This is a genomic window from Janthinobacterium fluminis, assembly GCF_028595325.1.
Lineage (GTDB): Bacteria > Pseudomonadota > Gammaproteobacteria > Burkholderiales > Burkholderiaceae_D > Janthinobacterium > Janthinobacterium fluminis.
In genome coordinates this window covers 55,115-66,628 of record NZ_JAQQXR010000016.1, presented here as the reverse complement: position 1 = coordinate 66,628, position 11,514 = coordinate 55,115, and the positions used below count along the sequence as shown (strand labels likewise).

At 64.9% G+C, this 11,514-nt stretch carries 14 protein-coding genes and 1 rRNA gene; 10 read left to right on the top strand and 5 right to left on the bottom strand.

Going from position 1 to position 11,514, the window contains the following annotated elements; translation table 11 throughout:
- From OIK44_RS24310 to OIK44_RS24300, 3 genes are all read right to left on the bottom strand, one after another.
- Positions 1-84: ribosomal RNA gene (locus OIK44_RS24310) — 16S ribosomal RNA — on the bottom strand; the annotation flags it as partial.
- Positions 85-469: 385 nt separating this feature from the next.
- Positions 470-1,246 carry an enoyl-CoA hydratase gene (locus OIK44_RS24305; protein ID WP_273674668.1) on the bottom strand — a complete coding sequence of 259 codons (777 nt, stop codon included), beginning with the start codon at positions 1,244-1,246 and terminating at the stop codon, positions 470-472.
- A 92-nt stretch (positions 1,247-1,338) separates the two neighbouring features.
- Positions 1,339-1,524 (bottom strand): hypothetical protein, encoded by a 186-nt coding sequence (locus OIK44_RS24300; RefSeq protein WP_273674666.1) that lies wholly within the window; start codon positions 1,522-1,524, stop codon positions 1,339-1,341.
- Here OIK44_RS24300 and OIK44_RS24295 point away from each other — a divergent pair.
- Both OIK44_RS24295 and OIK44_RS24290 read left to right on the top strand, forming a co-directional pair.
- On the top strand, positions 1,459-2,634 hold the full coding sequence (locus OIK44_RS24295; RefSeq protein WP_273674669.1) for an MFS transporter: 1,176 nt from the start codon (positions 1,459-1,461) through the stop codon (positions 2,632-2,634). The genes OIK44_RS24300 and OIK44_RS24295 overlap by 66 nt on opposite strands.
- An 89-nt stretch (positions 2,635-2,723) precedes the next feature.
- A complete protein-coding gene (locus OIK44_RS24290) occupies positions 2,724-3,161 on the top strand; it encodes a universal stress protein (RefSeq protein ID WP_273674664.1) in 438 nt (145 codons plus the stop codon).
- A 19-nt stretch (positions 3,162-3,180) separates the two neighbouring features.
- Here OIK44_RS24290 and mltA read toward each other — a convergent pair whose 3' ends face one another.
- The gene (gene mltA, locus OIK44_RS24285; RefSeq protein ID WP_273674663.1) at positions 3,181-4,413 is read right to left on the bottom strand and encodes a murein transglycosylase A; all 1,233 of its coding nucleotides are present in this window, start codon (positions 4,411-4,413) and stop codon (positions 3,181-3,183) included.
- Positions 4,414-4,435: 22 nt separating this feature from the next.
- Between mltA and OIK44_RS24280 the strand changes: the two genes are divergently transcribed.
- Complete coding sequence (locus OIK44_RS24280; RefSeq protein WP_273674671.1) at positions 4,436-4,564, top strand: hypothetical protein; 129 nt, start codon at positions 4,436-4,438, stop codon at positions 4,562-4,564.
- 51 nt (positions 4,565-4,615) lie between these two features.
- Here the strand turns inward: OIK44_RS24280 and apaG are convergent, their stop codons facing one another.
- On the bottom strand, positions 4,616-4,990 hold the full coding sequence (gene apaG / locus OIK44_RS24275; protein WP_273674662.1) for a Co2+/Mg2+ efflux protein ApaG: 375 nt from the start codon (positions 4,988-4,990) through the stop codon (positions 4,616-4,618).
- A 229-nt stretch (positions 4,991-5,219) separates the two neighbouring features.
- On the opposite strand from apaG, the gene rpe reads away from it, so the two are divergent.
- The 7 genes from rpe to trpC all read left to right on the top strand — a co-directional run bounded on the left by rpe (position 5,220) and on the right by trpC (position 11,486).
- Positions 5,220-5,885 (top strand): ribulose-phosphate 3-epimerase, encoded by a 666-nt coding sequence (gene rpe, locus OIK44_RS24270; RefSeq protein WP_273674660.1) that lies wholly within the window; start codon positions 5,220-5,222, stop codon positions 5,883-5,885.
- Between the two features lies 1 nt (position 5,886).
- A complete protein-coding gene (locus OIK44_RS24265) occupies positions 5,887-6,591 on the top strand; it encodes a phosphoglycolate phosphatase (protein ID WP_273674659.1) in 705 nt (234 codons plus the stop codon).
- A gap of 191 nt (positions 6,592-6,782) precedes the next feature.
- The gene (trpE, locus tag OIK44_RS24260) at positions 6,783-8,279 is read left to right on the top strand and encodes an anthranilate synthase component I (protein ID WP_273674657.1); all 1,497 of its coding nucleotides are present in this window, start codon (positions 6,783-6,785) and stop codon (positions 8,277-8,279) included.
- Position 8,280: 1 nt separating this feature from the next.
- Positions 8,281-8,844, top strand: coding sequence for an aminodeoxychorismate/anthranilate synthase component II (locus OIK44_RS24255; RefSeq protein ID WP_273674655.1), 564 nt, complete (start codon positions 8,281-8,283; stop codon positions 8,842-8,844).
- Between the two features lie 71 nt (positions 8,845-8,915).
- Complete coding sequence (gene trpD / locus OIK44_RS24250) at positions 8,916-9,950, top strand: anthranilate phosphoribosyltransferase (RefSeq protein WP_273674654.1); 1,035 nt, start codon at positions 8,916-8,918, stop codon at positions 9,948-9,950.
- An 82-nt stretch (positions 9,951-10,032) separates the two neighbouring features.
- Positions 10,033-10,665 carry a LysE family translocator gene (locus OIK44_RS24245; protein WP_273674652.1) on the top strand — a complete coding sequence of 211 codons (633 nt, stop codon included), beginning with the start codon at positions 10,033-10,035 and terminating at the stop codon, positions 10,663-10,665.
- 20 nt (positions 10,666-10,685) lie between these two features.
- Complete coding sequence (gene trpC, locus OIK44_RS24240; protein ID WP_273674650.1) at positions 10,686-11,486, top strand: indole-3-glycerol phosphate synthase TrpC; 801 nt, start codon at positions 10,686-10,688, stop codon at positions 11,484-11,486.
- Positions 11,487-11,514 lie beyond the last annotated feature (28 nt).

Genomic DNA, 11,514 nt, shown 5'->3' with positions numbered 1-11,514 from the left:
GCAAGCTCCGTGCTGCCGTTCGACTTGCATGTGTAAGGCATGCCGCCAGCGTTCAATCTGAGCCAGGATCAAACTCTTCAGTTTAATCTCTGTTTAATGTCATTTCTGACAGGTCGAAGCCATCGCTGGCCTCTTACTCACTCAAAATACTGACAGGCTGTTTCTTGCGAAACATCCTATATTTCTTTTTCGCGAGCATTTAATAATTTAAGTATACGGCGGACCGAAGTCCGCCGGCACCATCATCAAATGCCCACATTTATCGACTGTTAATTTTTAAAGAACTTGTTCGGTACTACTGCGGCTTGGCGACAAAGCGTTTTGTTTGTCAGCCGCGAAGAAGGAAGAGTATGCAGCGTTTCGCTTGTTTCGTCAACCCCCTGTTTTCACCGCAGCGCCGTTGCCGGCGCTCCCCGATGTCCTGCAAGCACTTGATTTCGCTGCCGTTTCAGCGGGGAGGCGGACTATATCAAAGACCCTCGAACTTTGGCAAGCGCTTTTCCAGGAAGGCATGCATGCCCTCCTTCTGGGCCGGCGTGCCGAAGGCCGCGTGGAACAGGCGGCGCTCATACGCGACGCCTTCCGTCAGCGTCGTTTCGAAGGCGCGGTTGACGGCGTCCTTGATCAGCATCGCCACCGAGGTCGGCATGGCGGCGATGGTCGCGGCGGCGCTCAGCGCCTCGTCCATCAACTTGTCGGCCGGCACAACGCGCGACACCAGGCCGATGCGTTCCGCTTCGGCCGCGTCGATGGTGCGCGCCGTCAGCAGCAAGTCCATGGCCTTGGCCTTGCCGATGGTGCGCGGCAGGCGCTGCGTGCCGCCGGCGCCTGGCGTGACGCCGACCTTGATTTCCGGCTGGCCGAATTTGGCATTGTCGCTGGCGATGATGAAGTCGCACATCATCGCCAGTTCGCAGCCGCCGCCCAGGGCGTAGCCGGCGACGGCGCCGATGACCGGTTTGCGCACGCGCAGGATGTGCTCCCAGTTACGCGTGATGTAGTTGTCTTTATAGGTGTCCGGATAGGTGTAGTCCGCCATCGCCGCGATGTCGGCCCCCGCCGCGAAGGCTTTTTCGCTGCCGGTCAGGATGATGCAGCCGATGTTGGCGTCGGCGTCGAACTTGTACAGCGCGTCGCCCAGCTCGTTCATCATGCGCTCGTTGAGCGCGTTCAATGCTTTCGGGCGGTTCAGGCGGATCAGCGCTACTTTGTCGTGAATTTCGATAATCAGATCTTCGTATTGCATAAAGCTCTCCTATGGGTGGCACACGGTAGCGGCGATTGTAGCGTTTATAGTCTATTGGAAGCACTCCGGCGCTGGTATTATTTGTCGATTGCCTACTCCTTTATATAGAGCACTTTATCTACGCCACCTTCCGCCTGTACTGCAGCAGAAAATTCAGCGGCGATCCGCTGCTGAGCGACGCCAACTTCTGCCGCTTCTGGTTCAGCAGCGCACTGAACGGTTTCGGCGCGCAGATTTCCGGCCTGGCCCTGCCCCTGTGCGCGGCGCTGCTGCTGCATGCGACGCCGGCGCAGATGGGCGCCCTGGTGGCGCTGCAAGCCCTGCCCTTCGCGCTGCTCACCTTGCCGGCGGGAGTGCTGCTCGACCGGAAACGCAAGCTGCCCATCATGCTGTTCAGCGAGATCATGTCGGGCGTGGCGCTGGGCAGCGTGGCGCTGGCCCACTGGTTCGGCGTGCTGTCCATGCCCTGCTTATATATTGTCGGATTCATGATCGGCACGGGATTCGTGCTGGGCGGCGGCGCCGAACAAGTCTTTCTGATCCAGTTGATCGGACGCGACCGGCTAATTGATGCGCACGCGAAATTCGCCACCACGGATTCCGCCGCGCGCCTGATCGGTCCCGGCATCGCCGGCATCCTGGTGCAATTGCTGACGGCGCCGATTGCGGTGCTGGTGACGGCTTGCGGCTATGCCCTGTCGGTGCTGAACCTGCGCCGCATCACGGTGTCCGAACCCCAGCCCGCCCCATCCGACAAGCATCCGCTGCACGACATCAGGGACGGCCTCGCCTTCGTATGGGGCCATCCGCTGCTGCGCGCGCTGGCCTGGGGCGCCGGCCTCTGGCACTTACTGTATTACGGCAGCGCGGCTCTGTCGATTCTGTTCGCCACGCGCGAGCTGGGCATGACGCCGGGCGCGCTGGGCCTGGCGCAAACCCTGGGCGGGTTGGGCGTGCTCGTCAGCTCGCAACTGATCAAGCCGCTCACGCGCCGCCACGGCCCCGGCACGACGATGCTCGTCGGCCTCGCCTCGACCACGCTGACCTTCATGTTAATGCCGGCCATCCCGGCAATGCTGTGGGGCAGCGCCCACGCCAGCGCCGTCGCCTATGGCGTGCTGGTGTTCTTTTTCGATTGCGGCGTGACGCTGTTCTTCATTCCCTACATGGCAATGCGGCAAAAGGTGACGCCCGACGCCTACCTGGGCCGGATGATTTCGACGATGCGCTTCCTGACGGTGGCGACGGCGCCCCTAGGCGCGCTGGCCGCCGGCGCCATCGCCGAGCACTTCAGCATACGCACCGGACTGGCGTGCATCGCCGCCTGTTCGCTGGTGCTGACGGTGACGATGGTGGCGGCCTCGCCGGTGCGCAGCGTGCGTAGCTGAGCGGCGAATTTCAGGCGCTTTGATATACATCAAGGTTTTTATCGGCCCAAATCCATAAGCTGGCTGGTGTACATCAACCGGAGAATGCCATGTTTAAAACTATCTTGCTGCCGACCGACGGCTCGGAATTGTCGGACAAAGCCACCGTAACGGCGATCCAGTTCGCCAAGCTGAACCAGGCGAAAATCGTCGGCATCAGCGTCGTGCAGCCATTCCCGTTCTCGCCGATGAGCGACGGCGGCGCCGTGTTCGACGCGCGCCAGTACGAGCGCGAGATGCATGAGGCGGCGCAACACAACCTCGACAAGATCGGCGTCGCCGCGCGCGAGGCGAATATCCTCTTTGAAGGGGTGGTCGCGCTGGCCGTCAGCCCGTACGAGCAAATCGTCGAGACGGCCGCCAAATACCAATGCGACATCATCATGATGGCCTCGCACGGGCGCAAGGGCTTGAACAAATTGTTCCTCGGCAGCGAAACCCAGAAGGTGCTGGCGCACACGACCCTGCCTGTGATGGTGCTGCGCTAGTCGGCCCCCGGCGCCGGCGTCAACGCTTCGGCGGCTGCTTCGGCAGCAGCACCCACACCATGCCGCTCTGCTTCATGCGGCCGGCGCTCTCCGCCGCCTCGGTGCCGAAGCCGAAGAAGTAGTCGACCCGGATCGCGCCGCGGATCGCGCCGCCCGTGTCCTGCGCCATCACCAGGCGCTGCAAGGGGATATCGCTATTCGCCTGCGTCGTCGACAGGAACAGCGGCGCGCCCAGCGGCAGGAACCTGGCGTCCACCGCCACCGAACGCTGCGGCGTCAGCGCCACGCCCAAGGCCCCCTTCGGCCCCACTTTCGGGTCCGGCAAGCGCTCCTCCTTGAAGAACACATAGCTTGGATTGGCATTGAACAATTCCTGCTGGCGCGTCGGATGCCCGGCGATCCACGCCTTGATACCCTGCGCCGACGCCTGCTCGGTAGTCAGCTCGCCCTTGTCGACGAGGTAGCGGCCGATCGACTTGTACGGATGGCCGTTCTGGTCGGCATAGGCAACGCGCACGGTTTCCTGCGCATCCGTCAGGTGCACGCGGCCGGAGCCCTGCACCTGAAGGAAGAACGCTTCGACGGGATCTTCCACCCACATCAATTCCTTGCCCGTCACCTCGGTGGCGCGCTCGATCTCGGCGCGGGTCGAATACGGCAGCACTTTCTTGCCGACCAGCCGGCCGCGCAAACGCATGCCCTTCAACTCCGGATACACGCTGGCCAGCTCGACGGTGACCATGTCTTCCGGCACCCGGTACAGGGGCGTCTGGTACGGCCCGCCGCGTTTGCGCGCGCCGTGCAACATCGGTTCGTAATAGCCGGTCACGAGGCCGCTGTCCGCGCCGTCCGGCGCAATCACTTGATGCGGCACCAGGAAGGTTTCGAAAAACAGGCGGACGGCGCGGTCGTCGCCACCGTTGACCTGACGCGCGATCGTGCACGCCTCTTTCCAGTCGGCGCGCTTGACCAGCACGGTGCATGAAGACATGAAGGCCGGCCACGCCGCGCGGACGTCGTCCTTCTGCCAGCCGGGCAAGGCGGCGAAGCCGACCGGCAGCAGTTGCGGTACAGTCGGCGCCGGCGCGGCGGCCGCCGGAACCGGAGCGGGCTTGGCGGGCGCCGGGGCCGGCTTGGGCGGCGGCGCGGCGCCAACGACGGGCGCGGGCGGCACGGGCGCGGTGGCGCAGGCGGCCAGCAAAAGCGCGACGGCGCCCATCGAAACGAGTAAACTGCTGCGTGTAAATGACATAGGGAATGATATGTGGCTATTAATGTTGGAAGCAGTCTTTGCGTTTTTCCTCATGGTCTTCATCGTCTGGTGGACCATGTATTCAGGCCGCAAACCGAAACGGCCCGCGCAGAAAAAGCAGTTGCCCGAGCAAACGCCGGGCGACAAGTGAGAGTGAGGTAGGCGGGCGCCCGCGACGCGGCGCGCCCTGGGCCGGCAGCAATCAATGCAGCGTGCGCGGCAGCGACAGGACGAACTCGGGAATTTTCGCCTCGAACTGCTTGCCGTCTTCGGCGACGCAGAAATATTCGCCGACCATCGAACCTTGCGGCGTGGCCAGCGCGGTGCCGCTGGTGTACTCGAACTGTTCGCCCGGCTGCAGCAGCGGCTGGTGGCCGACGACGCCGAGGCCGCGCACTTCGTCGATATGGTTGTTGGCGTCCGTGATGACCCAGTGCCGCGAGATCAGCTGCGCGCCGACCGAGCCCGTGTTCTTGATCGTGACCGAATAGGTGAACACGAAACTGGTGCGCTCGGGGTCCGACTGCTCCGGCAAATATTGCGTGCGGACGGAGACAGTAAATTCATAAGAAGCCATCGAAATTCCTCAAGTAAACTGGGCCTGCCCGCCGATGCGGGCGCGTTAAGTCATCAATGACGTGCCATTGCACCCCAAAAAGTGGCCGGACGCAAGGTTTTGTCTGCAAAAAGACGCCGGCGGCGGTGCCGCAGGCGCGCAACAACGGCCTTTTAAAATGGCCTTGCCCGGGCGAAAGTGTGCCGCCAAGCGTAAAATAGCGCATCTTTCACCTTGCCCCACCCTGACCATGCCTACATTCCGCATCGCTCCCAGCATCCTGTCCGCCGACTTCGCCCGCCTGGGCGAGGAAGTGCGCAACGTCGTCAGCGCCGGCGCCGACATCATTCATTTTGACGTCATGGACAACCATTATGTTCCCAACCTGACGATAGGACCGCTGGTGTGTCAGGCCATCCGCCCGCATGTGCAAGTGCCCATCGACGTGCACCTGATGGTCAAGCCGGTCGACCGCATCATTCCCGACTTCGCCAAGGCGGGCGCGAACATCATCACCTTCCACCCGGAAGCGTCGGAACACGTTGACCGCTCGCTGCAATTGATCCGCGACAATGGCTGCAAGGCCGGCCTGGTATTCAACCCGGGCACGCCGCTGCACTTCCTCGACCACGTGATGGACAAGATCGACATCATCCTGATCATGTCGGTCAACCCCGGCTTCGGCGGCCAGTCCTTCATTCCGGAGGCGCTGAAGAAAATCGCCATGGCGCGCCGCATGATCGACGAATCGGGCCGCGACATCATGCTCGAAGTCGACGGCGGCATCAAGATCGACAACATCGCGGCGGCCGCCGCCGCCGGCGCCGACACCTTCGTCGCCGGTTCGGCGATCTTCGGCCAGCCCGACTACCGGGCCGTCATCGACGCGATGCGCGCGCAACTGGCGGGCGTCTAAGGTGGCGGCGGCGACCGTCCTGCGCGGCGTGCGCGCCGCCATCATCGACCTGGACGGCACGATGCTCGACACCGTGCCCGACTTCCACGTCGCCATCAACCGCATGCGCGCCGACTTCGAGCTGGCGCCCATCACGCAGGAGCGCATCGCGCTGATGGTCGGCAAGGGCTCGGAAAACCTGATCCGCGCCGTGCTCTCGCTCGACTTCGACGCCGCCGGCGTCGAGGCGCGCTTCGACGCCGCGATGGCCGCCTACCAGCGCCACTACCTGGCCATCAACGGCGACTTCAGCGCGCTGTACCCGGACGTGCTGGCGGGGCTGGACGCGCTCAGGGCCGGCGGCCTGCGCCTGGCCTGCGTGACCAACAAGCCGATCGCCTTCGCCGTCCCCCTGCTGCAACAGAAAGGCTTGCACGGCTATTTCGACGTCGTCTACGGCGGCGACTCGCTGGCGCGCAAGAAACCCGACCCGCTGCCGCTGCGCCAGGTGTGCGCCGACTTCGCGCTGGCGCCGCGCCAGGTGGTGGCCATCGGCGACTCGTCGAACGACGCGCAGGCGGCCAGGGCTGCGGGTTGCCCCGTCCTGACGGTGCCATACGGCTACAATCACGGCCACTCTATACACGCAACCGATTCCGATGGTATAGTTGACACGCTGCTGGTAGCGGCCCACTTAATTAGTCTGCACAACGAACCCGCACACTGACCACACACAACATGTTTCTCAACAAAAAACACCATGTTACCCAAACCGGCTCGCTTGAGGCCTGGCTTTGGCGACGCTGGCAATCCTGGGCTAAGTAACCCCGTTTTGATTGCTGCCGGCTGCGCGCGCGCATCCGTCAGGTTTTTTGCAAACCCACCGCCACGCAGCAGCCTGGCGGCATGGAGAGAAACATGACCGAACTCGAATTCAAATCCTTGGCCAACGAAGGCTACAACCGCATCCCCTTGATCGCGGAAGCCTTCGCCGACCTGGAAACCCCGCTGACCCTGTACCTGAAACTGGCGCAAAGCCAGAACGGCGGCAAACACACCTTCCTGCTCGAATCGGTCGTCGGCGGCGAGCGCTTCGGCCGCTATTCCTTCATCGGCCTGCCGGCGACGACCGTGCTGCGCAGCCACGGCAGGCACACCGAGATCGTCAAGAACGGCGTCGTCATCGAAAGCCACGAAGGCAATCCGCTCGACTTCATCGAACAGTACCAGGCCCGCTTCAAGGTGGCGCTGCGCCCCGGCATGCCGCGCTTCTGCGGCGGCCTGGCCGGCTACTTCGGCTACGACACCGTGCGCCACATCGAGCGCAAGCTGGCCGACAGCATGCCCAAGGACGACCTGGGCCTGCCGGACATCCAGTTGATGGTGACCGAGGAGCTGGCCGTCATCGACAACCTGTCGGGCAAGCTGTACCTGATCGTCTACGCCGACACGGGCGCGCCGGAGTCCTTCTCGAAGGCGCGCCAGCGCCTGAAGGACTTGCGCGTGATGCTGCGCCGCGGCGTCGACGCCCCCGTCACGTCGAGCTCCGTGCGCACCGAGACGATCCGCGACTTCAGCAAGGAAGACTACCTGAAGGCCGTCGCCAAGGCCCACGAATACGTGATGGCCGGCGACCTGATGCAGGTGCAGATCGGCCAGCGCATCCGCAAGCCCTACGTCGATTCGCCGCTGACGCTGTACCGCGCGCTGCGCTCGCTGAACCCGTCGCCGTATATGTACTTCTACAATTTCGGCGACATGCAGATCATCGGCGCCTCGCCCGAAATCCTGGTGCGCAACGAGACGGCCGCCGACGGCGGCAAGAAGGTCACGCTGCGGCCGATCGCCGGCACCCGCCCGCGCGGCGCCACGCCCGAGCGCGACGCCGCCCTGTCGGCCGAGCTGCTGGCCGACCCGAAGGAAATCGCCGAGCACGTGATGCTGATCGACCTGGCCCGCAACGACCTGGGACGCATCGCCGAGATCGGCAGCGTCAAGGTCACCGAGCGCCTCGTCATCGAAAAATACTCGCATGTGCAGCACATCGTCTCGAACGTCGAGGGCAGCCTGAAGGCGGGCCTGTCGAACCTGGACGTGCTGCGCGCCACCTTCCCGGCCGGCACCCTGACGGGCGCGCCGAAAGTGCGCGCGATGGAGGTCATCGACGAACTGGAATTGAGCAAGCGCGGCGTCTACGGCGGCGCCTGCGGCTACCTGTCCTTCGGCGGCGAAATGGACGTGGCGATCGCCATCCGCACCGGCGTCATCAAGGACGGCATGCTGTACGTGCAGGCCGCGGCCGGCATCGTCGCCGACTCGGTCCCGGAAATGGAATGGCAGGAAACGGAAAACAAGGCGCGCGCCGTGCTGCGCGCCGCCGAACAAGTGCAAGACGGCCTGGATGGGGAGTTCTGAGATGCTGCTCATGATCGACAACTACGACTCCTTCACCTACAACCTGGTGCAGTATTTCGGCGAACTGGGCGAGGAGGTGCGCACGGTGCGCAACGACGAGATCACGCTGGCCGAGATCGAGGCGCTCGCGCCGCGGCGCATCTGCATCTCGCCGGGGCCGAAAACCCCGGCGCAGGCCGGCATTTCCGTGCCCATCCTGCAGCACTTCGCCGGCAAGCTGCCCATCCTCGGCGTGTGCCTGGGCCACCAGGCCATCGGCGCCGCGTTCGGCGGCACGGTGATCCGCGCCAAGCAAGTCATGCACGGCAAAACTTCCGCCATCGCCCACACGGGCGTCGGCGTCTTCCAGGATTTGCCCAGCCCCTTCACGGTGATACGCTACCACTCGCTGGCCATCGAACGGGCCACGCTGCCGTCCTGCCTGGAAGTGACGGCGTGGACCGACGACGGCGAGATCATGGGCGTGCGCCACCGGCAATTCGACATCGAGGGCGTGCAGTTCCACCCCGAATCGATCCTGTCGGAGCACGGCCACGCCCTGCTGAAGAACTTTCTCGACCGCTGAGACTGATCCGCGCGCCACGGCGCGCCCCTCATTCCCGACCGTCCTGCGCCATCACTGAAGAAGGAAGCATCATGCCGATCACCCATCAAGAAGCACTGCTGCGCTGCATCGAACACCGCGAAATCTTCCACGACGAAATGCTGCACCTGTTCCGCCAGATCATGTCGGGCGAGATGTCGCCGAGCATGATCGCGGCCCTGACGATGGGCCTGCGCGTGAAAAAGGAAACCATCGGCGAAATCGCCGCCGCCGCCCAGGTGATGCGCGAATTCTCGACCAAGGTGCCGATGGCCGACACCAGCAATCTGCTCGACATCGTCGGCACCGGCGGCGACGGCGCCAACACCTTCAACATCTCGACGGCGTCGATGTTCGTCGCCGCCGCCGCCGGCGCCCGCGTCGCCAAGCACGGCGGGCGCAGCGTCTCGTCCTCTTCCGGCAGCGCCGACGTGCTCGAAGCGCTGGGCGCCCACATCAACCTGAAGCCGGAGCAGATCGCCCAGTCGATCGCCCAGACCGGCATCGGCTTCATGTTCGCCCCCAACCACCACGCCGCCATGAAGCACGCGGCGCCGGTGCGGCGCGAACTGGGCGTGCGGACGATTTTCAACATCCTCGGGCCGCTGACGAATCCGGCCGGCGCGCCCAACATCCTGATGGGCGTGTTCCACGCCGACCTGGTCGGCATCCAGGTGCGCGTGCTGCAGCGCCTGGGCGCGCAGCACGCCGTCGTCGTCTGGGGCCGCGACAATATGGACGAGGTGTCGCTGGGCGCCGGCACGCTGGTCGGCGAACTGGTGAACGGCACCATCCGCGAATATGAAATCCACCCGGAGGACTTCGGCCTGCAGATGATCGCCAGCCGCAACCTGAAGGTGTCGGGCACGGCCGAATCGAAAGAGAAGGTGCTGGAGGCGCTTGACGGCGTGCCCGGCGCGGCCGGCGACATCGTCGCGCTGAACGCCGGCACGGCGCTGTACGCGGCCGGCGTGGCCAGCTCGATCGCCGACGGCTTGGGCCGGGCCCGCGCGGCCATTGCCTCGGGCGCGGCCAAGGCCAAGCTGGAGCAGTTCGTCCAGGTGACGCAGCAGCTCGGCGCCAATTAAACCCCGGGGGTAACCGGGCGCGGCGCATTCCGCCGTCCCCGCCCCCAAGGCCCGCGCCTCCGCCTCCAAGGAAAATTCCACTATGCTCGGCATCCAAAACCTGTCCCTGTTCATCGCCTCCGGCCTGCTGCTGAACGTCATCCCCGGCCCCGACTCGCTGCTGATCATGGCGCGCAGCGCCACCCAGGGCTGGCGCGCCGGCTCGGCCGCCGCGCTCGGCGTCGGCGCCGGCACGATGATGCATGTGCTGGCGGCCGCCGCCGGCCTGTCGGCGCTGCTGGCCACCTCGGCCGCCGCCTTCGCCATCGTCAAATGGGTGGGCGCCGCCTACATCGTCTATGTCGGCATCGCCCTCTTGCGCAGCAAGCCGGGCAAGGCCGCGGCGCCCGCCGCCCTGCCGCCGCAGCCCTACCGGCGCATCTTCCTGCAGGGTTTCCTGACGAATGTGCTGAATCCGAAAGTGGCGATCTTCTTCCTCGCCTTCGTGCCGCAATTCATCTCCGCCGACGCGCCCAGCAAGCCGCTGGCCCTGGTCGTCCTCGGCTGCGTGTTCAATTTCAACGGCATGCTGTGGTGCCACGCGCTGGCCGTGTTCACCGCGTTCGCCAGCCAGCGCATGCGGCTCAAGCCGCGCGTCACCGCCTGGCTGAGCCGCCTCACCGGCGGCCTGTTCATCGGACTCGGCCTGAAGCTGGCCCTGTCGAAACCAAACTGACCTCTCACCCTGGAAGCGCCATGTCCGACATCCTCAACACCATCCTGGCCGTCAAGGCCGACGAAGTCGCCGCGGCGAAAAAACAGCGCGGCTTTGCCAGCCTGCGCCGCGACGTCGAGGCCGACGCCGAATTGCGCGCCAATCTGCGCGGCTTCGAGGCCAGCCTGCGCCGCCACATCGGCGCCGGCGGCGCCGCCGTCATCGCCGAGGTGAAGAAGGCTTCGCCGTCGAAGGGCGTGCTGCGCGCCGACTTCCGCCCGGCCGACATCGCCGCCAGCTACGCGGCCAACGGCGCGGCCTGCCTGTCCGTGCTGACGGACGCGCAATTCTTCCAGGGCGCCGGCGACTATTTGCGGCAAGCCCGCGCGGCCTGCGCCATCCCCGTGCTGCGCAAGGACTTCATGGTCGATCTGTACCAGATCTACGAGGCGCGGGCGATGGGCGCGGACTGCATTTTGCTGATCGTCGCGGCGCTCGACCACGGCCTGATGGCCGAGATGGAGGCTTGCGCGCACGAGCTGGGCATGGGCGTGCTGATCGAGGCGCACGACGGCGCCGAGCTGGACGCGGCCTTGAAGCTGGACAGCGCGCTGGTCGGCATCAACAACCGCAACCTGCGTACCTTCGAGACCTCGCTGCAAACGACGCTCGACTTGATGCAGCGCATTCCCGCGGAAAAGCTCGTCATCACCGAATCTGGTATTCTGGTGGCGGACGACGTGCGGCGCATGCGCGACGCCGGCGTCCACGCTTTCCTGGTGGGCGAAGCGTTCATGCGCGCGCCCGACCCCGGCGCCGAATTGCGCCGTTTGTTCAGCTAAGAGCAAGGCGCCAATGCCGGGTCCGCGC